The following is a 20,565-nucleotide window of genomic DNA, read 5'->3' as shown; positions in this document are numbered from 1 at the left end:
GCCTGTCGGGACTCGTCTCCGGTGTCTGTTCAATGGAACTTGCCTCCGGCAGTTGCTCGTCGGGGCCCGTCTCCGGCGGCTGCTCGTCACGACTTTTGTCGCGCGCGCCAAAGCCGCCAAAAAACCTTTTAAATTTCCCAGCGCTGCTTTCCGACATCATGATCACTCCCGTTTTTTCATCTGCGTCGCCCCGAATTACGCTGTGGGGAAACGGCTGTGTGTTCATATTCACAAAGAAAAATGTTACAGAATCACACAATTCGGTATAATTCTACCACAAAATGTTTCCGAGGTCAAATGGATTACCGTGCTAAGCTAGTAAAAGATGGAACTTTATTGGTTTTTTAGTTCAATGAGCGCGCAAACGGCCCCGCCGGGAATCGGCGGGACCGTTTTTCTTCAATCCTTCAGTTTGGCGCAGTCCGCCTCTTCACCGGAGAGCATTCGCAGCCCGTGATCCAGCGTGGGCAGGACGGATTCCAGATTTTCCTTTGCGGCTTTGGGGCTGCCGGGGAGGTTTACAATCAGAGTTCCGCCCCGGATGCCCGCCGCCGCCCGGGACAGCATGCCCCGGGGCGTGATGGCCATGGATGCACACCGCATGGCCTCGGGAATGCCCGGTGTGGGGCGGTCGCAGACGGAAAGAGTGGCCTCGGGCGTCACGTCCCGGAGAGAGAAGCCTGTGCCTCCGGTGGTGAGAATCAGGCGCACGTCTCCAGCGTTTGTCCACTCCCGCAGCACGTGGGCAATTTCCTCTTGTTCGTCCGGAACGATGCCGGTTCGCAGGACCTCATACCCAGCGTCTTTCAGCATTGCGGAAACCAGCGGGCCGCCTTCGTCGGGGCGCTCGCCGCGAAAGCTTCGGTCGCTGACCGTTAAAACAGCGGCTTTCCAGTTCATTAAACTCCTCCTTGTGGCGCACGGTGCGCAAAATGCATCGGATTCAGGCTTTTTGCAGAAGCAAAATATCCTCCGGTCTGACGGACACGGCGACGGTGTTTTTTTCATCATGCGCCGCCCACGCGGCTTTGTCAAGCTCCATTCGCAGCAGCGGCGCATCTTGCTCCGAGCCGAGAGGGCGCAGCAGCACAATGGTTTCAAATACATCGTCAATCACGTTTACCACGGTGCAGGAGAAGGCGTTTTCTGCACCTTCGGCGACAAATCGGACGTGATGGGACCGAATGCCCGCCACGCTTGTCTTCGGAGGAACGCTGCGGCCGCAGGAAAGGGTTACGCCCCATTCGGGAAGGAGAACCGTTCCATCTCCGGGTATGGCGGCTGTGAAGTTTTTACAGCCGGAGAGCCGGGCGGCGGACTCGGTGCCGGGAGAGCGGAACAGCTCTTCCAGCGTTTGTACGGTCTGGCTTTTTCCGTTATCCATTACGCAAACCTTGTGGCAGTTGCGCCAAGCTTCGCCCCGGTCGTGGGTGACCCACAAAACCGAGCCTGGGAAGGCGGCGAGGGTTTCCGCCAGTTCCAGCTCCAACTGATATTTGAGATAGCTGTCCAGCGCGGAAAAGGGCTCGTCTAGCAGAATCGCCCGGGGCTGAGAGGCCAGAATGCGGGCCAGCGCCGTGCGTTGCTGCTGCCCGCCCGAAAGGGCAGAGGGGCGCTTTGCGGCCACATCCTCCAGCCGGAACTGGCGCAGCTTTTCTGCAACTGCACTGTCCCGGTTTGCCTTATCCTTCACCGCCACGGCGATGTTCTGGGCGGCGGTCATGTTGGGGAACAGAGCATACTGCTGGAAGAGATATCCCACTTCCCTCCGCTGGGGAGGCAGGTCGATTTTGGCGGCGCTGTCAAACAGCACCCGCCCGTCCAGCTCGATGCGGCCTTCGTCGGGACGGAGAATGCCCGCGATGCACTTAAGCGTCACGGACTTTCCGCAGCCGGAAGCCCCCAGCAGCGCAAGCGTTCCATTTTCCGCGGTGAACTGCGTATCCAGAGAAAAGGCTCCCAGTCGCTTGCGGATATCCACACGAAGCATCAGCGTTTTCCCCCTCTCTGCCGGGATTCCAGAAGGTTCACCGCCAGCAGTACCACGGCGGAGATGGCAAGATTCACCAGAACCCATCGGGTGGCGCCCGCGTCGTCCCCCGTGCGCCAGAGCTGATAGACGGTGGTGGAAATGGTGGCGGTGCGGCCCGGAGTATAGCCCGCAATCATGGACGTTGCCCCGTATTCTCCCAGCGCTCGGGCAAAGGCCAGCACGGTTCCCGCCAGAATCCCCTGCTTGCAAAAAGGCATCCGCACCCGCCAGAAAATGTAGCTGCCCGAAAGACCCAGCGTCCGTCCCGCGTCCGCCAGCGTCTCGTCAAAGGATTCAAAGGCCCCCCGGGCGGTGCGGTACATCAGGGGGAACGCCACCACGACGGTTGCAAAAATGGCGCTCCACCAAGTCATCACCATTTTCACGCCAAACTGCTCCAGCACCCAGCTTCCCAAAACCCGGTTGGGTCCCAGCAGGCGCAGCAGCAGATAGCCCACCACCGTGGGGGGAAGGACCAGAGGCAGCGTCAGCACCACGTCCAAAACGCCCTTTACAAGCCGAGGCAGACGGGCGATGTAATACGCGGCCAACAGGCCCAGAAAAAACACCGCCACGGTAGAGATGGCGGAAATTCTCAAAGAGTTATAGAGAGGATACCAGTCCATGGGAGCTCCTTTCTGCGGGAGGCTCCCGCAAAGGCTTTCAACGCGCCGGGGAAAAGTTGCAAGGAAAAATGTTGGAGAGCGGCGCGGGGAAACTGTTGTCCCCGCGCCGCCCGGAAGTCTTAAGTGAATTATGCGGCGGAGAAGCCCACGGCCTCAAAAATGGCCATGGTCTCGGGAGTGGAGAGATAGTCCAGGAACGCCTTCGCCTCAGCGGCGTGCTGAGAGCCGGAGAGTACGGCGGCGGGATAAATCACCTGACCGCACATCTCGGCGGTGGCGCTGTCCACAACGGTAAGACCGGCGGAGTACGCGTCGGTGGCGTAGATCACGCCGCAGTCAACAGAAGCCTCGGAAACCTGAGTGGTGACTTCCTTCACGTTGGAGCCGTAAGTAAGCACACCGGCGGTGTTCAAAGCGGTCTCATCCAACTGATAGAAGGCCAGAATCTTCTGGGTGTACTGGCCCACGGGCACGTCGCTGTTGCCCATGGCCATCAGGATATCGCCGGCCTTCAGGTGCTCGGCAAGCTGGTCAAAGCTCTCAATGCCCTTGGGGTTGCCCTCGGGAACCACCAGCGTCACCTTGTTCTCCAGCAGGTTGATGCGAGTGGCGGTGTCGATCATGTCCAGGCCGTCGGGATTCTTCTCGGCGTCGTCCTTCAAAGTGCCGTCCAGCGCGTTCATCTGCTTCTGTGCGGCGGAGATGAACAGGTCGCAGTCCGCGCCCTCCTTGATCTGGGTCAGCAGGGTGCCGGAGGATTCATAGGTGGGGACGACAGTGACGTTGGGCGCCACGGTCTTGTAGGCTTCGATAATCTGATCGACCGTCTCCGTCATGGACGCGGCGGCAAAGACGGTGATTTCCACCGGCTCGCCAGCAGGGGCGGAGCCAGCGGCGGAAGAACCCGCGGGAGCGGAACCGGAGCCGGAGCTGGAGCCGCCGGTGGAGCCGCAAGCGGCCAGAGCCAAGGCCATCGCCATGGCCAATGTGAGTGCAAGAACTTTTTTCATGTGTACAAACCTTCCTTTCATATCTCGGCGGCACCGCCGCCAGGGGCTGCGCCCCGAAGGACGCTGTATTTCTGAACTCCCAAGGGAGATTACAGACCGTGATACTCAATTAAGGCCAACGGGATGAAAAGGGAACGCGCCCCTGTGGGCGCGAAACGCCTTTATCTTCCGAAGGGACAAATGGGCCAGTGGCAGGGCTTGCAGCCAAGGCACAAGCCGCCGTTGCCAAGGGCCACAATGTCAGGCCGGGTGACGGGTACGCCCGCCGCCACGCGGGGAAGCACCAGATCGAACACCGTGGCGCCCGCAAACATCACGCAGCCGGGCAGGCCCATGATGGGCACTCCGTCTGAAAAATAGCCCAAAAGAAACATGGCGCCGGGCAGGACAGGCGCGCCATAGGTGACGATTTCCGCACCAGCCGCCCGAATGCCGCCGGGAGTGTTGTCGTCGGGGTCCACGCTCATGCCGCCGGTGCACAGCACCAGATCCACGCCCTGTGCGCGGACCTCCGCGATTGCGGCGGCCACATTTTCAACCCCGTCGCCGGAAAAGATCTGGGCGACGGTTTCGATGCCCACGCCCGCCAGCTTCTTCTTCACAGCGGGAGTGAACCGATCTTCAATCAGGCCGCTTTTCACTTCGCCGCCGGTGGTGACAATGCCGGCGGTTTTCAGTTTGTAGGGATGAACGTTCAAAATGGGCGCGGGGCCTGCCGCTGTTTCCGCGTCCTCCAGCGTAGACTCCGGCACAATCAGGGGAATGACCCGCATGCCTGCCAGTTTGTCCCCGGAGCGCACCGCCGTGCCGCCCTTGCGGGTGGCAAGCATCACGTCGGGGACGGAATTCACGGCGAAAAGCCGCTCCGCGACCACGGTAAAATAGCCGTCGCACTCTGCGAACAGCTCAATTTTGCCCTCTTTAATGTCCTCTGTCCGGGAAATGTTCTGCCCCATGGACAGGCCGCACAGCCGCAGGGCCGCGTCGTCCTCGTGGAGCATTCCGGCGTTCAACTCCCAGACGTACAGATTTTCCTTCCCCATGGAGAGAAGTACGGGGATGTCCTCCTCCGCCACCACATGGCCCTTGCGAAACCGGGCGCCCTTGTATTCACCGGGGATAATCTGGGTCAGGTCGTGGCACAGAACGTGGCCCACGGCCTCTCTCGTTTTAATAAGCTTCATGCACCCGCCTCCAGAATTTCGATCTCGTCTCCGGCGCGGACGCTTCCTTCCCGCACCACCACGGCGAAAATTCCCTCGGTGGGCATGACGCACTTGCCCACGGCCCGCTTAATGGCGCAGTCATTATGGCACTCCTTGCCGATTTGCGTGACCTCCACCTCGGTTTCCCCGATACGCAGATGGGTTCCCACCGGCAGGTGCTTTAAATCAATGCCCACGGTGTTGATGTTCTCCGCAAAAACACCTTCATCCAGCGGGATGGGGCTGGCGGAGCGCATAGAATCCACACTTTCCTCCGCCAGAAGGCTGATTTGACGGTGCCAGTCGCCCGCGTGGGCGTCCCCCACGATGCCGTGGCGGAGCTTTAACTGAATTTCGGAAACAGGGTGCTTCTGGGTCCCTTTCTGTTCACTGATGTTAACGGATGTTACCTTCGCCATATGCTTCCTCCGCGGCGTAGTCGCCGCTTTTCCCTCCGCTCTTTTTCAGAAGACGGATGTTTCCAATGCGCATGTCCTTTTGGACGGCCTTGCACATGTCGTAGATGGTCAGCGCCGTGGCTGAAACGGCGGTGAGCGCTTCCATTTCAACGCCCGTGACCCCGCCGCATGCCACGGCGGCCAGAATTTCCACCCGGCTGGGGCTGTCCTCCAGACGAAAGGAGATGTCAATTTTCGTCAGGGGCAGGGGGTGACACATGGGAATCAGCTCCCACGTCCGCTTGGCGGCCATAATCCCGGCCACCTGCGCCACCGCCAGAACATCGCCCTTTTTCATGGTTCCGGCCCGGATTTTTTCCAAAACCTCAGGCGAAACGAGAATTTCACCGCCAGCCAGCGCTTCCCGCGCCGTGACGGCTTTTCCTCCAACGTCCACCATGTGGGCGCGGCCCTGTTCGTTGAAATGGGTCAACTCCTGTGCCATGTGTATACCTCTTAATATACCAGATGCAAAGCATCTTCAAAATCATGGTTTGCTTTCGCCAAAGGCGAAAGCGCGTGGAGTGGAGCTTGCGACTCATCGCGTCTCCCGTCCACCTCGCGGAAACCTCCGGTTTCTGCGAAAGCGCAGGCGCAGCGGAGCGGTGTTTGCTTTCGGCAAGGCCGGAAGCAAACGGAGCGGAGCTTGCGACTAAGCTCAGCCGCCGATCTCGTTCATATTCCGCAGAGTGTCGCTGCCGCCCTCCGTCAGGTGGTGCCGTTCCGGCTTTTGGGCAATACCCCGCCGGATGGCTTCCTCCAGCTTTGGTCCGTGAAGTCCGCGAAGCGGCAGCTCAGCATCGCTGTGAAGACAGGGTTTCAGCTTTCCGTCCGCCGTGACGCGGATACGGTCGCAAAGGCCGCAAAACCGGTGGCTCATAGGTCGAATAAGCCCCACGGTACCGGCCCAGCCGGGCACGCCGTAGCGCGCCGCCGTGCCGGAGGATTTCAGGGGCCGCAGGGCGGGAACCTTCTCCAAAACCGTCTCCGCTGGGATAAATCGACTTTTTTCCCACTGGGCACACTCTCCCATAGGCATCAGCTCAATAAAGCGGATTTCCCAGGGCTTATGCTCCGTCAGGGACACGAAGTCGACGATCTCGTCGTCGTTAATGCCGCCCATCAGGACCACGTTGCACTTCAGCTTTGTAAATCCTGCCCGCTCTGCCGCCGCGATACCTGCCAGCGCGTCGTCTAGAAGGCCCCGGCGGGTAATATGAGAGAAACGCTCTGGACGAAGACTGTCCACACTGACGTTCAGGCGATCCACGCCCGCATCCCGCAGGGGTGCGGCCAGCTTCGGAAGGAGACTGCCGTTGGTGGTGAGGCACAGCTCTTCCAGCCCTTCAATCGAAGAAAGGCCCCGGCAGATTTCCAAAATGCCACCGCGAACCAGCGGCTCACCGCCGGTGAGCCGGATTTTTTTCACGCCGCAGTTCACTGCTGCATCTCCGATTTCCACGCACTCCTCCACCGACAGAATCTCCCGGTGCGGACGCTTGTAAACGCCCGCCTCCGGCATACAGTAGCGGCAGCGGTAATTGCACAAATCTGTTACCGACAGCCGCAAATATCGGATTGTGCGGCCGCAGCCGTCGGTCATAAGCACCTCCGTGATACTGAATAAAGGTGAACGGAATCAGTGTAGCATTTTTGGTAAAGGAAGTCAAGAAAAGATGATTTTCTGTCGCCTTGACGGGAAGAATACATATGTGCTATTCTTCTGAAAGAAGAACGAAAAAGGAGGAAGGCTGATGGATTGGGCGCAGGTGCTGGGGATGCGTCCCGGCGTCACTGCCGTGATCGGTGGCGGCGGGAAAACCACCCTTTTGCGCACGGCGGGAGAAGCGCTTGCAGCCGCCGGATTGAATGTGCTGCTGTGCGCCACGGCAAAGATCTATCCTTTCTCCGATTTGCCCTGCGTGACGGAGCCGGGGGAAGCGCCGCTGCTGGCGGCACGGACGCAAGGCAGGCTGATTTGCGCGGGGACTTTGCTGAATAATGGAAAGCTCACCGCCCCGGCGGTGCCCATGGCGCGGCTAAAAGCCCTGTTCGACTATGTGCTGGTGGAGGCCGATGGCTCCGCCCGCCTGCCCCTCAAGGCCCACGCGCCCCACGAGCCGGTGATTCCGCCGGAGGCGGAGGGGATAATCTGCGTGGTAGGGGCCTCGGGGTTTGGAAGGCCCATCCGGGAGGCGGCCCATAGGCCGGAACGCTACGCGGCGCTGGCGGGTGTGGGGGAGGACGACTTGGTTACGCCCCGGATTGCCGCCGCCGTGCTGAGGGCGGAGGGGCTGCACACTGGGATTTTAGTCAATCAGGCGGAGCTGGCGGCGGTTCAGGCACGGGAATTGGTCCGATTGATGGACTGTCCCGCCGTGGCCGGGTCGTTAAAGCTGGAGAAAATATTTTAACCGCTGCTGCGGAAATGGAGGATACCAATGCTGACAGTAATTCGAGGTGCGGGGGATATCGCCACGGGAATTGCCCTGCGCCTGTGGCGCAGCGGCCTTGCGGTGGTGATGACCGACCTGCCTCGCCCCACGGCTATCCGGCGGACGGTCTGCTTTTCGCAGGCTATCGTGCTGGGCAGAGCTGAGGTGGAGGATGTGACGGCCGTCCGGGCTGAGACGGCGAAGGAAGCGCTGGCCCTACTGGAAGAGGGCGTGCTCCCCGTTTTGCCGGACCCGGCGGGAATGTGCATCCCGGACCTGCGGCCCGACGCGGTGGTGGACGCGATTCTTGCAAAGAAAAATCTTGGGACAAAGCTGACCGACGCACCGGCGGTGGTGGCGGTGGGCCCTGGCTTTACGGCGGGAGTGGACTGCCACGCGGTGGTGGAAACCATGCGGGGCCATACCCTTGGCCGCGTGTATTATCAAGGCTCCGCCCTGCCCAACACGGGGATTCCCGGCCTGATCGGCGGATTTTCCGGAGAGCGGGTTCTCCGCGCCCCGGCGGACGGAGTGTTTCACCAACTGCGGGATATCGGGGCCATGGTGCAGGAGGGAGACATTGTTGCCGAGGTGGAGGGGCTTCCCATGCGGTGCACCCTCACCGGCGTGCTGCGGGGAATTCTGGCGGACGGAACGCCGGTGTTCAAGGGGATGAAGGCCGGAGACGTAGACCCCCGGGGGAAAAAAGCCAATTGCTTTACCGCCTCAGACAAGGCGCTGGCGGTGGGCGGCGGCGTGCTGGAGGCCGTGCTGCACCTGACCAATGGGTCAAAAGTTTCCATGGTTCCATTTTTTGAGACGAGAAAAGCGTCTTCCGAAGATTTTGAGGGATAGGTCCGTTGTGTGCGGGTAATATAAAGAGCGGCCCCGGGGAATTGAGTTCCCCGGGGCCATTCATCTTTTCTTTTTATTGGGCTGACCGCAGGGCGCTCGTTCTAGGGGAGAAGGCTTTCCCACGGGCGCAAGGTGCTGCCGCCGAAATTTCAGTCATACGCGTGCCGAAAAACCGGCTTAATAGGCGCTCTCCATCTCCAGAACCCGCTGATAAAGCCAGTTGTTCACCGGCACGGACAAGCCGTGCTTCGCGGCAAGGCGGCGGATGGTGCCGGAGAACAGCTCCACCTCGCTCTTGCGATGGGCCTTTCCGTCCTGCCGCATGGACGGTTCCCCGTCGGCAGGAAGGGCGCAGATGATGGAGTCCCATTCCTCCACGTCCTGCTCCGACAAGGAAATTCCCTCTGCGTTGGCCACCAGAACCACCTCCCGCATGGCGCCCAGCATGGTGTCCCGAGCGGGGCCGGGGACCTGTAAGCCGCCGTAACCGCACTCAAATACCATTGCCGCCTGATTGCAGCCCGTGTTGCATACCAGCTTGCTCCACAGGTGGATGCGGATGTCCTCCGGCAGGACGTAGGGGAAGCCCGCCCGGTCGAAAAAGGCGGTGAGCGCCCGCAGGCGGCTGTCATCCTGCCCGGCGGGAACTCCTAGCGCCAATTCCCCGAAGTTGGAGCAGATGACATGGTTGCCCTCTTTCCGGGTGGGCATTTTCTGGGCCACGCACCATACCACTTTCTCTGCGCCAAAGGTGTCGGACAAAATCTGTTCGCTGAAAACGCCGTTGAGGGCGGAAATGATCACGGTGTCCGGTCCCACCAAATGGCGGCAGCGGTCAATGGCGTCCTCCAGTCCGCTGAATTTCACCGCGAACAGCAAAAAGTCCAGCGGCTCGCGCTCCTGTGCCGCATCGGCGTATTGAAAGACACAGCGTTCGCCGTTGAGGGTTACGCCCTCGTCCCGGTATTTGGCGGTGCGCTTTGCGTCCGCCAGAATTTTCACGTTTTCATAGCCTGCGCCTCGGGTGAGCTGATGAGCAAAAATCACGCCCAGTGCACCCAAACCCACAATGCCCGCGGTTTTGATCTCTTTCATGACGTTCTCTCCCTTATCAATCATAAAAAATGCGGGAGCCTTCCGGCTCCCGCAATGAAGGCTCAGGATGCAATTGTCTCCCGCCAGCGCAGGTCATACGGCTCGAATTTTACCTTGCTGTATGCGTCCAAGTCCAGCTTTGTGCCGTCCCAGTCGGAGTGAAGTTCGCCAGTTTGCTTGATGAGAATGTCGTAGAGGATGGCATAGGTCACGCCGTCCCGCTCGTCACGCTCCACAATGGTGGAATAGGGCAGGGTTTTGTGGTAGGTCAGCTCCATGCCCTTGTAATCGAAGTGGAAGCCGCAGCGCATCCGGCAGCCGTCCAGTCCCGTGTAGCGGGAGATTTCCTTCAGGTCGTGGAGAATCATGTCGCCGTCCTCGTCGTAAAGGTTTTCCGGTGTGGTGGCGGTATAGTCAAAGCGGAACTGGATATTGGCGCCGGGAATTTTGCGGAACCGCTCCAGATAAGGCACCAAATCCGCCTTGGGATAGTCCTTGTACAGCACGCAGTTGATGCGGAAGGGGACCGCCAGACGGCCCAGCAGCGCGTCGTTGGACTCCACCACGTATTTCTGCATGTGGCGAGAGACGTTGAGGCAGGTAATTTTCTCTCGGTTGCGGCGGGTAAATTCCACGATGTCGCTCTCGGACTGGAACTCGGATATCGGCAGGGTGGTGTTGATATAGACCTTGTGACTGGAGGGGATGCAGTCCAGCATCACCTGCAATGCGTCCAGATCCGCCAAAGGCTCGCCGCCGGTGAACACGAAGTCGCACTCCGGGGTGATGGCATGCATCTGCCCAATGCTTTGGCAGATTTTTTCCACGGAAAAGCCCGTCAGATCGGCGTACTCCTCCTTGTTGATGCAGAAGGGGCAGTGGTTGTGGCAGTCATACGGGACAAAGACGGTGACGGTTGCGCCGCCTTGGCGCGTCTTGTAGGGATGAATCATGTCGATCGGCCTTTCGTAAAGAATCAAGGAAACAGAGGCATGAAGCCTTCTGAAATGTTCATACGTATACGATTAAATATTCTACTGCATTATTGGGGTGAGGTCAAGGGAAACGGCAAAAAAACAATCATGAAAAAAACAGAAAACCGGGAAAATTCTGTGCAAAGCCTGTGGAAAACGGCAATTCATCTGCGGAAAATCCGGATGCCGGCGACAAATGCCCGCCGGCGGTGCCGTTTTGGCCGGGTAATTCTTTAAAAATTACACAGACTGTCTTTTGACAAATGTGAAAGGAGGGAGAGCATGAACAGGCCAAGAGCGGCGTTTTTGGCGATCATGGCGGCGGCACTTCTGTTTATCTGCCGGGAGGATGCGGCCGTTCCGGCGACGGCGTGGGCGGAGCTCTCCGAGACAAAATTCGTGGCGCTGACCTTTGACGACGGTCCAAGAGCCAACACCACGGGGCGGCTGCTTGACGGCCTGCGGGAGCGGGGCGCCAACGCCACCTTTTTTTTGGTCGGCAGTAAGATTTCTGGAAATGAGAAGCTGGTGCGCCGTATGCGGGACGAAGGGCACCAGATTGGAAATCACTCCTGGGACCACAAGGAGCTCAAGGACGTGCCCGCCGCTGTGCTGGGCGGGGAAATTGATAGCACCGACGAACTGCTCCGCACCGTCTGCGGAGACGGGGACTATTGGATTCGCCCGCCTTACGGGCTTTTGGACAAGGGCGGGCGGGGCAGCGTTTCCACGCCTCTGGTTCACTGGAGTGTGGACCCGGAGGACTGGAAGCTGCGAGATGCGGAAAAGGTCACCGCCCATGTGCTGAAACATGTCCAGCCGGGAGACATCATCCTGCTGCATGATACCTACTCCACCTCCGTGGACGCGGCATTTAAAATTATCGACGCGCTGGAGGAACAGGGCTATGAGTTCGTCACCGTGAAAGAGCTTCTGGCACTGTACGGAGTGGTCCCCCAAGAGGGGAAGTTTTATACCAGTGCGCGGTAACATATCCTGAAGCGGCGTTTGGAAAAAAACGTCTGCCGTGAGATACTCACGGCAGACGTTTTTTCAAGAGAAATCAGATAACGTTCAAAGCGAGGGTCAGAACGATAAACACGCCGCCAATCCACTTGGTCGCCCGGGCCAGCTTCGCGTCGGCGGTTTTTGCCTTGTTCTTCGCCAAGAAGGAGTCGGCCACACCGCCGATGGAGCCAGACAGGCCTGCGCTCTTGCCGGACTGGAACAGTACCACAAGGATCAGGCAAAGGCCGCACAAAAGCTGCATAATCGTTACAAAAAGCTGCATTTCAAGATTCCTCCAAAAAATCATTTCCGCAAAAGAACTGCGGAACATATATTCACAGACTTGAATTTTACCACAGCTTCTGCGCATTGGCAAGGGATTTTTTAAAAAAGGAGGCTCTTTCTGTGGGAAAAGACAAAAAGTCAAAATTCTGTGGAACATCTGTTTGCATTCTGACAACGGATGTGTTATACTGCTTAAAAAACAAAGGCAGACTGACCCCGGCGACATGCCGGGAGCGGGGCGGGCTGTGCCGTCCCCACAGCACAATGAAAGCGGAGGTGCTTCCATGGAGAAACTTTCCAAAATGCAGCAGAGGATTTATGACTATCTGGCGTCCTCCATCCGGGAACAGGGTTATCCGCCTTCGGTGCGGGAGATCGGGGAGGCGGTGGGCCTGCGGTCCCCCTCTACGGTCCATTTTCACCTGAAGCATCTGGAGGAGGCCGGTTACATTGAAAAAGGCGCGGGCAAGGGCCGGGCCATTGCCCTGACAGGCCCGTTCCAGCGCGGGACTTCCCGGAATCCGGAGGCGCCGCCGCCCAAGCAGGTGCCCATTGTTGGAAATGTGGCGGCGGGAAGTCCCATTCTGGCACAGGAGTGCGTGGAGGAGTATCTGACGTTTGACCCGGAGGGGCCGGAGGACGAGCATTTTGCCCTCCATGTTCGAGGAGAGTCTATGATCGATGCGGGGATTCTGGACGGGGACTTGGTGATTGTGCGTCGCAGAGAGACGGCGGTCAACGGGGAGATTGTGGTGGCCATGATTGACGACGAGGCCACGGTAAAGCGGTTTTCCCGGAGGAACGGGCGTGTCTGGCTTTTGCCGGAGAACCCGGAATACGCCCCCATTGACGGGACCCGCGCCCAGATTTTGGGCAAGGTGACCGCCGTAGTGCGGCGGTACTGAGGAGCGGGGGTTCTCCCCGGAGCGGGCGTAGCTACCCGGAAGAATGCCCTCTGAGCGATGCTAACTTCATCTTTAGGAACAGGGAGGACAAAAGCCAAAAGGCTTTTGTCCTCCCATTTTTACGTTTTCACGGTAAAAAAAGGCCCGAGAAGGCATGAAAGTCTTTGCACGGCAAAAGAGATATAAGGGGCAAAACGATGACGGCGGTCTGGATGACGCCTGAAAAGCCGCGCGCCCCCGCGCCCCGAACAGGGCCGGCTCAGTCTTCCCGCAGATTTACCGTGCACTCCGCCAGATTGTAAAAAGGATTGGCGGCGGTGGGGGTGAGATGATCCACTACGCCGCTTTGAAGCAACACAGAAATCGTTTTAAAGCAGACGGGCAGGATGGGAGCCTGCTCCTGAAGGCGGAGGCAGACCCGCTCCAGCGCTGCGGAAGGATTGACGGAGCTGCGGCAGGCGGCCAGCAGCGCATCCAGCTCGGGGTCGGAAAACCCGCCGTAGTTCAATGCACCTCCGGTGGAGAGAAGCGGGCGGAGGTCCCAGTCCGCCGTCAGCTTCACCTCGCCGTAGTAAAGATCAAAATTGCCCGCCGCCAGCGCTGCGGAATATTCCTCCCAAGGCAGGACCCGAACGCTGACCTTCAGGTCAAAGGCGGAGAGCTGAGAGGCAACGTGCCGCGCGGCAGCTACTTTGAAGCTGCTCTCTTCATTGACAATCATGTCAAGGGACAGGTGCTCGCCGCCGCTAAGGCCCGCGGAGGTCATGGCCCGCTGAAACGCGGTGTAGGAATAGGTCTTCTCAAGTTCCGCCGGATAGTCGGCCGAGACGGGGGAAATGGGAAACTGAGCGGCTTTTGCATGTCCGGATAGAAACGCGCTGACGGCCCGTTCCCGGTCAAGCCCCAGATTCAGCGCCTGACGCACCGCCGCGTTGGACAGGACGGAGGAACGGACATTGATTCCCACGTATTGGAAGACGGTGGAAGCCGCCTCGTAAAACTGGATACTGCCGGTGACACTGATGGGATTGGAGCCGGTAAGGTCCGAAGTCAAAAGCTGCGTTTCATGTGAAGTAAACTGGAAAAGCATCACATCCGGGTCGTCCGCCGCCCGCAGAACAATGCGCTCTACCGGTTGTTTACCGCCCTGCCAGTGGGAGTTGGCGACAAGGGCGGCGTCTGGTTCACCGGAGACAAAGCCGTAGGGCCCTGTCCCCACGGGCACGGTGTCCGCCGTGCCGGATTTGACAATGGGAATATCAAGCAGAGCAGGAAACGCGGTGTTGGGAGAGGATAGCTGGATGCTTACAGACCCGTTCCCCGCCGTGATGGAGGAAACATCCCTCAGCCGCGCGCCATACCGACCGGAAGACTGCGCTCGGCGCAGTGTGTCGGCTACATCATTGGCGGTGAGTGGCGTGCCGTCGGAAAACAGCACGCCGGGGCGGAGGAGGAAGGTATACGCGGTTCCAGCGGGGTCCTGCGTATAGGAGGTGCAGAGAAGGGGCTGAGGCGCAAGCGTCTCGTCCAGCTCAAAGAGTCCCTCGCACAAAAGCGCAGCCGCCGTCTGCTGAACCCCGTCCGCACAGGTAATGGGGTCCAGACTCAGCTCCGGATACCACGGCAAGGCCAGTTCCTTCGGCAAAACAGTGGGAGCCGCTTCAGAGCCGGACGGGTCCGTGTTCTCACCGACCTGACCCGGGGGAAGCTCTTCTTCGTCCGGGCTGGGCGAGGGAGTACAGCCGCCCAGCAGCAGTGCCGCACAGAGCAGGGATATTAAAATTTTTTTGAAGCGCTTCATAGCTCCCTCCGTTTCCGCCTGCGGCTTATATCAGTGAAATCAGGGCTGCCTGTGCACCCCGCTGCCCGCCGACCCGGCGATAGGACCAGAACAGATCAGGGCGGCAGTGGGTGCAAAGGCCGCTCACATCAATATGTTCCGGGGAAAGGCCCGCTTTCAGCAGCCATTGGCGGTTTAGCCCTGCCAAATCCACATGCCATTTAAGGCCCCGCTGTTCAAGATAGGGCGCGGCGTCCTCGCCCAAAGCTGCGGTCATGGCCTGCGGCACGTCGCCGTCGGTTTCAAAGCAGCACTGACCGATGCACGGCCCGATAGCCGCCACCATTCGGTCCGGGTTTGCGCCGTACAGCCGGGTCAGCTCCCGGACCGTCTTTTCAAGGATGCCCAGCGCGCAGCCCCGCCATCCGGCGTGAACCGCGCCCACACAGCCTGTTTCCGGGTCGTGAAGCAAAATAATCCCGCAGTCGGCGGAGAAAACGAGAAGGGGAATGTTTTTTACATTGGTCACCAGCGCGTCGGCGGTGAAGTCCCGCTCCCGCCACAGGCCCATGCCAGCCCGTTCCTCCGTGACGGGAAGGACGGTGGTTTCATGAACCTGTCGGGCCAGCACCACATTACGCATATCCGCACCCACCGCGCCGCAGAAGCGGCGGTAATTTTCCTCCACAGCCGGACGGTCGCTCTCCCGGCTGGGACCGAGGTTGAGGGTGTCGCAGGGGGGCTTGCTCACGCCGCCCTTCCGGGTGGAAAAGCCGTGGGCGATACCGCCGCATCCGTCCAGCAGGGGAGAGGTAAAATAAACAAGGCCATTTTTCTCATGCGTTGTCAAGGGCATGTCAGTCCTCCTTTTGGGTGTTGGGTTTGTTTGAAGGTGTATCGGAGTCTGCGCTTTCCGGCTGATTGGCGTTTTGGGATGCTTCGGCGTCCACCTTGCTGTCCACCCAAAGGCCCAGCACTTTTACAAGGCCACAGAGCAGTAAAACACCGCCCAGGCAAAGAAAGAAATCATGAACAATGGCCATGGAGAACAGGATAGAGCCAATGCCCGCAAGCATCAGGACGATTCCCAGTAAAATATTCCGGATATCCGCCAGCAGATGCAGCGCAGTGCCTTTTGCGTCGTCTTTCATAAAACGCTCCTTTCAAGAAAAGCCGTCCCCCGCCCTCCCGGCAGGAGAACAGGGGACGGCCTGAATCGCGCTGCAATTCGTCAGGAGTGATACTCCGCGCAGTCGCAGTTTTTAAACTTTTTCCCGCTGCCGCAGGGGCAGGGATCGTTGCGTCCGATTTTTGTAACCTTGCGAGGCTGCTTTTTGGGCGCGGTGCTGTCGCCGCCCACGTTTTCGGTCATGCCCTTGGCCACCCGCTCCCGCTTGACCTCTTCGTTGGTCTTGATGCGCACGGAGAACATCCGGCGCACCGTCTCGCTCTGAATGGCGGAAATCATCTCCTCGAACATGGTGAGGGATTCCTGCTTATAGGCGATGACGGGGTCTGTGTTGGCGTAGGCCCGCAGGCGGATGCCCTGCTTCAAATCGTCCATGGCGTCGATGTGGTCCATCCAGTATTCGTCCACCACGCGCAGCATAATCACCCGCTCCAGCTCTCTGGCAATACTGGGAGTGAACTCCTGCTCCCGGGCCTCGTAGGTCTTTTCCGCTTCGTCGTAAAACAGCTCGGAAAGGGCCTGCTCGGTCTTCTCCGTCAGCTCCTCCTCGGTGAAATGGAAGGTGTCCTTGGGGAAATACAGCCCCTCCAGCCCCGTCAGCATCTCCCGGAAGCCCGCCTCGTCCAAAGCGGTCTGCTCGCCAAAGGCCTGCGCCACCTGATCGGTGATGGCGGAGCGCGTCATGCCAAGGAGAATCTCCTTGAGGTCCTTGCCGTCCAAAACCTGCTTGCGCTGGCCGTAAATGATTTCCCGCTGCTTGTTCATCACATCGTCGTATTCAAGCACGGACTTTCTGGACTGGAAGTTCCGGGATTCCACAGTGGTCTGGGCATTTTCAATGGCCTTGGAGAGCATTTTGCTCTCGATGGGCGTGTCCTCATCCAGATCCATTCTCTCCATGATGCCGGTGATCCGGTCGCCGCCGAACAGGCGCATCAGATCGTCCTCGAGGGAGATATAAAACCGAGTTTCGCCGGGGTCGCCCTGACGGCCCGCGCGGCCGCGGAGCTGATTGTCAATCCGGCGGGAGTCGTGGCGCTCGGTGCCGATAATGAACAGGCCGCCAGCATCCCGGACCTTTTCCGCTTCATTGGAAATCTCAGACTTGTGGCGGGCGAGGGCCTCGGCGTACCGCTTCCGGGCGTCCAGAATCTCCTCGCTGTCGGTTTCGGCGTAGCCGGTGGCCTCGCCGATCAACTCGTCGGACATACCGGCTTTGCGCAAATCCGCCTGCGCCATATACTCGGCGTTGCCGCCCAGCATGATATCGGTGCCACGGCCCGCCATGTTGGTGGCCACGGTGACGGCGCCCAGCTTGCCCGCCTGTGCGATGATCTCCGCTTCTTTTTCGTGGTTCTTGGCGTTGAGGATGCTGTGGGGAATCCCCTCGTGGCCCAAGAGCTCACTTAGGATCTCGTTCTTCTCGATGGACACCGTGCCCACCAGTACCGGCTGGCCCTTTTCATGGCACTCCTTGATCTGCTGGATGACGGCGCGGTATTTCCCCGCCTCCGTCTTGTAGACCACGTCGTGGTTGTCCTTGCGCTGATTGGGGCGGTTGGTGGGAATCTCGATGATGTCCAGATTGTAGATGGTGCCGAATTCCTCCTGCTCGGTCATGGCAGTTCCGGTCATGCCGGAGAGCTTTTCGTACAGGCGGAAATAATTCTGGAAGGTGATGGTGGCCAGCGTCTTGTTCTCGCTGGCAACGGTCACATGCTCCTTGGCTTCGATGGCCTGATGCAGCCCGGCGGAATACCGCCGTCCGAACATCAGACGACCGGTGAACTCATCCACGATGATGACCTCGCCGTTTTGCACCACATAGTCGATGTCCCGCTTCATCACGCCGTGGGCCTTGATGGCCTGATTGATGTGATGGGACAGGGTGGAGTTTTCGGGGTCGGACAGGTTTTCGAGGTGGAAGAACTGCTCCGCCTTTTCAATGCCGTTGGCGGTGAGCATGGCGGTCTTTCCCTTTTCGTCTACAATGTAGTCGGCGGACTCGTTCTCGTCGTCCTCCTCCTTGCTGTCGACCTCGGCCACAACACGCTTTTTCAGGCGGGAGACAAACATCTCCGCCATGTCGTACAATTGAGTGGATTTTTCACCCTGTCCGGAAATGATCAGGGGGGTGCGGGCCTCGTCGATCAGGATGGAGTCCACCTCGTCCACGATGGCAAAGGCGTGGCCCCGCTGGACCAGCTCCGCGGAGTAAATGCACATATTGTCACGGAGATAGTCAAAGCCCATCTCGTTGTTGGTGCCGTAGGTGATATCGGCGTGATAGGCCGCCTGCCGCTGGGCGGTGGTAAGGCCGTGGACAATCAGGCCCACCTCCAGCCCGAGGAAACGGTGAACCTTGCCCATCCAGTCGCTGTCGCGCTTGGCGAGATAGTCGTTCACCGTAACGATGTGAACGCCTTCGCCGGTCAGTGCGTTGAGATAGGCGGGGAGGGTGGCGACCAAGGTCTTGCCTTCGCCGGTCTTCATCTCCGCGATGCGGCCCTGATGCAGCACCACGCCGCCTACCAACTGCACGCGGTAGGGACGCAGGCCCAGCACGCGGTCCGCAGCCTCCCGCACGGTGGCAAATGCCTCCGGCAGGATGGCGTCCAGCGTCTCGCCGTTTGCCAGACGCTCTTTAAACTGAGCGGTCTTTCCCCGCAGTGCTTCGTCGCTCAGCGCTTTGTACTCGTCGCTCAGTGCCTCGATTTTATCGACGATGGGATAAATCTGCTTGAGCTCGCGGGAGCTGTAATCTCCGAAAATTTTCTTCATGAAGCTCATAGGTGATTAAAGATCCTTTCTGACCCGGCTTTTTGGGAGAAAAAGTCGGAATGATATTCCTTATATAAATAGGCAGTCGCCAAAAGCAACGATAAGCATACCACACCTTTTTAAAAAATGCAAAGAAAATCAGGCCCAACGAATAAAATTTACATTTAGGCAGTTTCTATGTACGACACTGCAAAAATGGCGGAAAATACTTACACTTCACAGCTTCCCCGCTCCGCCAGCGCCACCCGGCCAGTAATGGTCAGGGCGGGGACACGCCCGTTTTCCCATACTGAGGAAACGGTGATGGTCCCCCCCGGCTGGCGAAGGTCCACAGAGGCGCTTTCTCCCGCCTGAGAGGCGAGATACGACCCCACGGCGGCGCTGCCGCTGCCGCAGCCGGACTCCCACACCGCTGTGTCGGTGGAGCGGACATAGACCAGCGGGGTGATGGAGCCTGCGGCTCCGTCATAGAGCATAATACCGCAGGCATCTGCATCCAGCGTGGCGCACAGGGGGCGGATGGCGGATTCAGCCGCTTCACGGGAAAGTGTCCCGGCGGGGGCGATGCAGTGGACAATGCCGTCAAACACCACGGCGGGGACGGAGAGCCCACCGGGAAGCTCCGCCGTGGTAATCTCCACGGGCAGGGGCATGTTGACGGTGCCCCACAGCCCGTCCTCCCTCCGATCAAGACGGCAGGTGAGAATGCCCTCGTGGCCGGAGACTTCCAGCGGAACCTCGGAAGCCGTCAGCCCGTCCCTGTCCGCGGCATAGGCCGCGGCGGACATGGAGGCGTTGCCGCAAAATTCGCCGCCCATCATTTGCAGGCGCAGCGCCGCGCCGGGGAGAGTGGCAGGCTCGATAAAGCCCACCTGCTCCACCTGAGGCCGATCAACCATCAGTTTTGCGGCCACCTCAGGCTGCATGTCACGGGGAACAGGGGTGGAAACCAGCAGGGTGATATTTTTGGTGGGGTCCCAAATTGTATAATCGAGTTTCATAAACGAATCCCTCCGGTTTTCATAAGTTCGGGCAGCCGCAGGCTCCCGTATTTTACAGAAGTATTTGTACAGTATAGCACGGACAGAGGTCAAAGCAAACCTTTTCACCCCAAAAATGAATTTTTCAATTCCTTTTTAGAAAAATCGGTGGTATGATATCTTTGTAGAAAAATTGCGGCGATTTGTGCCGCCGCCCTTGCAATTTGGAAAAACAACGGAACGGGAGGCAATCATGTTCAATGGCTTTACGGACGAAACGGTAGATTTTATGTGGGGCATCCGCTTCAACAATGAAAAGCCGTGGTTCGAGGCGCATAAGGAAATTTATTTATCCAGCTTTTACCGCCCGATGAAGGAGCTGGGGGACGAGCTGTACGACTGGTTTTCAGAGCAGAGACCGGAGCTTCCCCTCCGGGGCCGCGTTTCCCGTATCTATCGGGACGCCCGGCGGCTTCATGGGCGCGGCCCCTTCAAAGACCACCTGTGGATCAGCGTAGAGGCCCCGGCGGAAAGCGTGTGGACCGTGCAGCCCTGCTTCTGGTTTGAACTGGGGCCGGATGAATGGAGCTATGGCCTTGGGTATTACGCGGCCAGCCCCTCCACCATGATGAAGCTCCGCGCCCGCATGGAGCGGGACCCGAAGCCCATGGAGACGCTGACCCGAAAACTGAACCGGCAGCAGGAGTTTTCCTTGGAGGGCGAGGAGTATAAGCGGCCCAAGGAAGGCGCGCCAAGCGAGTTGCTGGCCCCATGGTATTTGAAAAAGAGCTTTTCTATGGGTCACCGGGATAAGCTGAACGAGAGTCTCTTCACGCGGGAGCTGGTGGACCGTCTGAAAACGGGCTATGAATTTCTCCTGCCCTATTACGACTATTTCGTGACGCTGGAAAGCGACCCCGATCCTCGGGAACCCGACTGAACGGAAC

The 20,565-nt window shown here is 59.1% G+C and carries 22 protein-coding genes; 6 read left to right on the top strand and 16 right to left on the bottom strand.

Annotated features, from left to right (window positions below; all coding sequences use genetic code 11):
• Positions 1 to 399: 399 nt before the first annotated feature.
• The 8 genes from RTU96_RS11515 to moaA all read right to left on the bottom strand — a co-directional run bounded on the left by RTU96_RS11515 (position 400) and on the right by moaA (position 6,934).
• Positions 400 to 900, bottom strand: a complete 501-nt coding sequence (locus RTU96_RS11515; protein WP_312636764.1) for a MogA/MoaB family molybdenum cofactor biosynthesis protein — start codon at positions 898 to 900, stop codon at positions 400 to 402.
• Positions 901 to 943: 43 nt separating this feature from the next.
• Positions 944 to 1,990 carry an ATP-binding cassette domain-containing protein gene (locus RTU96_RS11510; protein ID WP_312636763.1) on the bottom strand — a complete coding sequence of 349 codons (1,047 nt, stop codon included), beginning with the start codon at positions 1,988 to 1,990 and terminating at the stop codon, positions 944 to 946.
• Entirely contained in the window at positions 1,990 to 2,658 is a 669-nt protein-coding gene (gene modB / locus RTU96_RS11505; RefSeq protein WP_312614598.1) for a molybdate ABC transporter permease subunit, read from the bottom strand. Before modB ends, RTU96_RS11510 begins: the two co-directional genes overlap by 1 nt.
• A gap of 128 nt (positions 2,659 to 2,786) precedes the next feature.
• Positions 2,787 to 3,668: a molybdate ABC transporter substrate-binding protein gene (gene modA, locus RTU96_RS11500; RefSeq protein WP_312636762.1), complete on the bottom strand. Its 882-nt coding sequence runs from the start codon at positions 3,666 to 3,668 to the stop codon at positions 2,787 to 2,789.
• 161 nt (positions 3,669 to 3,829) lie between these two features.
• On the bottom strand, positions 3,830 to 4,852 hold the full coding sequence (locus RTU96_RS11495; protein WP_312636761.1) for a molybdopterin-binding protein: 1,023 nt from the start codon (positions 4,850 to 4,852) through the stop codon (positions 3,830 to 3,832).
• Positions 4,849 to 5,292 (bottom strand): MOSC domain-containing protein, encoded by a 444-nt coding sequence (locus RTU96_RS11490; RefSeq protein ID WP_312636760.1) that lies wholly within the window; start codon positions 5,290 to 5,292, stop codon positions 4,849 to 4,851. The genes RTU96_RS11495 and RTU96_RS11490 overlap by 4 nt, the downstream gene beginning before the upstream one ends.
• Positions 5,270 to 5,776 (bottom strand): cyclic pyranopterin monophosphate synthase MoaC, encoded by a 507-nt coding sequence (moaC, locus tag RTU96_RS11485; protein WP_312636759.1) that lies wholly within the window; start codon positions 5,774 to 5,776, stop codon positions 5,270 to 5,272. Before moaC ends, RTU96_RS11490 begins: the two co-directional genes overlap by 23 nt.
• 213 nt (positions 5,777 to 5,989) lie before the next feature.
• Positions 5,990 to 6,934, bottom strand: a complete 945-nt coding sequence (gene moaA, locus RTU96_RS11480) for a GTP 3',8-cyclase MoaA (protein WP_312636758.1) — start codon at positions 6,932 to 6,934, stop codon at positions 5,990 to 5,992.
• 151 nt (positions 6,935 to 7,085) lie between these two features.
• Here moaA and yqeC point away from each other — a divergent pair, with 151 nt between their 5' ends.
• The gene (yqeC, locus tag RTU96_RS11475) at positions 7,086 to 7,745 is read left to right on the top strand and encodes a selenium cofactor biosynthesis protein YqeC (protein WP_312636757.1); all 660 of its coding nucleotides are present in this window, start codon (positions 7,086 to 7,088) and stop codon (positions 7,743 to 7,745) included.
• Between the two features lie 27 nt (positions 7,746 to 7,772).
• A complete protein-coding gene (gene yqeB / locus RTU96_RS11470; RefSeq protein ID WP_312636756.1) occupies positions 7,773 to 8,621 on the top strand; it encodes a selenium-dependent molybdenum cofactor biosynthesis protein YqeB in 849 nt (282 codons plus the stop codon).
• Positions 8,622 to 8,798: 177 nt separating this feature from the next.
• On the opposite strand, the gene RTU96_RS11465 is transcribed toward yqeB, so the two are convergent.
• Both RTU96_RS11465 and RTU96_RS11460 read right to left on the bottom strand, forming a co-directional pair.
• A complete protein-coding gene (locus tag RTU96_RS11465) occupies positions 8,799 to 9,716 on the bottom strand; it encodes a ketopantoate reductase family protein (protein ID WP_312636755.1) in 918 nt (305 codons plus the stop codon).
• A 62-nt stretch (positions 9,717 to 9,778) separates the two neighbouring features.
• A complete protein-coding gene (locus tag RTU96_RS11460; protein WP_312636754.1) occupies positions 9,779 to 10,669 on the bottom strand; it encodes a 4Fe-4S cluster-binding domain-containing protein in 891 nt (296 codons plus the stop codon).
• Between the two features lie 39 nt (positions 10,670 to 10,708).
• Between RTU96_RS11460 and RTU96_RS11455 the strand changes: the two genes are divergently transcribed.
• Both RTU96_RS11455 and RTU96_RS11450 read left to right on the top strand, forming a co-directional pair.
• Positions 10,709 to 10,927 carry a hypothetical protein gene (locus tag RTU96_RS11455; RefSeq protein ID WP_312636753.1) on the top strand — a complete coding sequence of 73 codons (219 nt, stop codon included), beginning with the start codon at positions 10,709 to 10,711 and terminating at the stop codon, positions 10,925 to 10,927.
• A gap of 45 nt (positions 10,928 to 10,972) precedes the next feature.
• A complete protein-coding gene (locus tag RTU96_RS11450) occupies positions 10,973 to 11,680 on the top strand; it encodes a polysaccharide deacetylase family protein (protein ID WP_312636752.1) in 708 nt (235 codons plus the stop codon).
• A 73-nt stretch (positions 11,681 to 11,753) separates the two neighbouring features.
• On the opposite strand, the gene secG is transcribed toward RTU96_RS11450, so the two are convergent.
• Positions 11,754 to 11,981, bottom strand: a complete 228-nt coding sequence (gene secG / locus RTU96_RS11445; protein WP_294856885.1) for a preprotein translocase subunit SecG — start codon at positions 11,979 to 11,981, stop codon at positions 11,754 to 11,756.
• Positions 11,982 to 12,267: 286 nt separating this feature from the next.
• On the opposite strand from secG, the gene lexA reads away from it, so the two are divergent.
• Positions 12,268 to 12,888 carry a transcriptional repressor LexA gene (gene lexA, locus RTU96_RS11440; RefSeq protein ID WP_312636751.1) on the top strand — a complete coding sequence of 207 codons (621 nt, stop codon included), beginning with the start codon at positions 12,268 to 12,270 and terminating at the stop codon, positions 12,886 to 12,888.
• 259 nt (positions 12,889 to 13,147) lie between these two features.
• Here lexA and RTU96_RS11435 read toward each other — a convergent pair whose 3' ends face one another.
• The 5 genes from RTU96_RS11435 to RTU96_RS11415 all read right to left on the bottom strand — a co-directional run bounded on the left by RTU96_RS11435 (position 13,148) and on the right by RTU96_RS11415 (position 19,639).
• On the bottom strand, positions 13,148 to 14,689 hold the full coding sequence (locus tag RTU96_RS11435) for an ABC transporter substrate-binding protein (protein ID WP_312636750.1): 1,542 nt from the start codon (positions 14,687 to 14,689) through the stop codon (positions 13,148 to 13,150).
• A 25-nt stretch (positions 14,690 to 14,714) separates the two neighbouring features.
• The gene (gene pgeF, locus RTU96_RS11430; RefSeq protein WP_312636749.1) at positions 14,715 to 15,524 is read right to left on the bottom strand and encodes a peptidoglycan editing factor PgeF; all 810 of its coding nucleotides are present in this window, start codon (positions 15,522 to 15,524) and stop codon (positions 14,715 to 14,717) included.
• Between the two features lies 1 nt (position 15,525).
• Positions 15,526 to 15,819 carry a hypothetical protein gene (locus RTU96_RS11425; protein WP_312636748.1) on the bottom strand — a complete coding sequence of 98 codons (294 nt, stop codon included), beginning with the start codon at positions 15,817 to 15,819 and terminating at the stop codon, positions 15,526 to 15,528.
• Positions 15,820 to 15,899: 80 nt separating this feature from the next.
• Positions 15,900 to 18,647: a preprotein translocase subunit SecA gene (secA, locus tag RTU96_RS11420; protein ID WP_312636747.1), complete on the bottom strand. Its 2,748-nt coding sequence runs from the start codon at positions 18,645 to 18,647 to the stop codon at positions 15,900 to 15,902.
• Between the two features lie 200 nt (positions 18,648 to 18,847).
• Positions 18,848 to 19,639, bottom strand: a complete 792-nt coding sequence (locus RTU96_RS11415; protein ID WP_312636745.1) for a hypothetical protein — start codon at positions 19,637 to 19,639, stop codon at positions 18,848 to 18,850.
• 232 nt (positions 19,640 to 19,871) lie between these two features.
• On the opposite strand from RTU96_RS11415, the gene RTU96_RS11410 reads away from it, so the two are divergent.
• Entirely contained in the window at positions 19,872 to 20,558 is a 687-nt protein-coding gene (locus tag RTU96_RS11410) for a DUF2461 domain-containing protein (protein ID WP_312636743.1), read from the top strand.
• Positions 20,559 to 20,565: the final 7 nt, after the last annotated feature.

It is taken from the genome of Oscillibacter sp., from assembly GCF_032018205.1.
Classification (GTDB): Bacteria; Bacillota; Clostridia; order Oscillospirales; family Oscillospiraceae; genus Oscillibacter.
This window is presented reverse-complemented; position numbering and strand designations above follow the sequence as displayed.

Bases quoted from the DNA above. Each gene is read 5' to 3' on its own strand.
- RTU96_RS11515 (WP_312636764.1), bottom strand. From the start codon at position 900: ATGAACTGGAAAGCCGCTGTTTTAACGGTCAGCGACCGAAGCTTTCGC.
- RTU96_RS11510 (WP_312636763.1), bottom strand. From the start codon at position 1,990: ATGCTTCGTGTGGATATCCGCAAGCGACTGGGAGCCTTTTCTCTGGAT.
- modB (WP_312614598.1), bottom strand. From the start codon at position 2,658: ATGGACTGGTATCCTCTCTATAACTCTTTGAGAATTTCCGCCATCTCT.
- modA (WP_312636762.1), bottom strand. From the start codon at position 3,668: ATGAAAAAAGTTCTTGCACTCACATTGGCCATGGCGATGGCCTTGGCT.
- RTU96_RS11495 (WP_312636761.1), bottom strand. From the start codon at position 4,852: ATGAAGCTTATTAAAACGAGAGAGGCCGTGGGCCACGTTCTGTGCCAC.
- RTU96_RS11490 (WP_312636760.1), bottom strand. From the start codon at position 5,292: ATGGCGAAGGTAACATCCGTTAACATCAGTGAACAGAAAGGGACCCAG.
- moaC (WP_312636759.1), bottom strand. From the start codon at position 5,776: ATGGCACAGGAGTTGACCCATTTCAACGAACAGGGCCGCGCCCACATG.
- moaA (WP_312636758.1), bottom strand. From the start codon at position 6,934: ATGACCGACGGCTGCGGCCGCACAATCCGATATTTGCGGCTGTCGGTA.
- yqeC (WP_312636757.1), top strand. From the start codon at position 7,086: ATGGATTGGGCGCAGGTGCTGGGGATGCGTCCCGGCGTCACTGCCGTG.
- yqeB (WP_312636756.1), top strand. From the start codon at position 7,773: ATGCTGACAGTAATTCGAGGTGCGGGGGATATCGCCACGGGAATTGCC.
- RTU96_RS11465 (WP_312636755.1), bottom strand. From the start codon at position 9,716: ATGAAAGAGATCAAAACCGCGGGCATTGTGGGTTTGGGTGCACTGGGC.
- RTU96_RS11460 (WP_312636754.1), bottom strand. From the start codon at position 10,669: ATGATTCATCCCTACAAGACGCGCCAAGGCGGCGCAACCGTCACCGTC.
- RTU96_RS11455 (WP_312636753.1), top strand. From the start codon at position 10,709: ATGAAGCCTTCTGAAATGTTCATACGTATACGATTAAATATTCTACTG.
- RTU96_RS11450 (WP_312636752.1), top strand. From the start codon at position 10,973: ATGAACAGGCCAAGAGCGGCGTTTTTGGCGATCATGGCGGCGGCACTT.
- secG (WP_294856885.1), bottom strand. From the start codon at position 11,981: ATGCAGCTTTTTGTAACGATTATGCAGCTTTTGTGCGGCCTTTGCCTG.
- lexA (WP_312636751.1), top strand. From the start codon at position 12,268: ATGGAGAAACTTTCCAAAATGCAGCAGAGGATTTATGACTATCTGGCG.
- RTU96_RS11435 (WP_312636750.1), bottom strand. From the start codon at position 14,689: ATGAAGCGCTTCAAAAAAATTTTAATATCCCTGCTCTGTGCGGCACTG.
- pgeF (WP_312636749.1), bottom strand. From the start codon at position 15,524: ATGCCCTTGACAACGCATGAGAAAAATGGCCTTGTTTATTTTACCTCT.
- RTU96_RS11425 (WP_312636748.1), bottom strand. From the start codon at position 15,819: ATGAAAGACGACGCAAAAGGCACTGCGCTGCATCTGCTGGCGGATATC.
- secA (WP_312636747.1), bottom strand. From the start codon at position 18,647: ATGAGCTTCATGAAGAAAATTTTCGGAGATTACAGCTCCCGCGAGCTC.
- RTU96_RS11415 (WP_312636745.1), bottom strand. From the start codon at position 19,639: ATGAAACTCGATTATACAATTTGGGACCCCACCAAAAATATCACCCTG.
- RTU96_RS11410 (WP_312636743.1), top strand. From the start codon at position 19,872: ATGTTCAATGGCTTTACGGACGAAACGGTAGATTTTATGTGGGGCATC.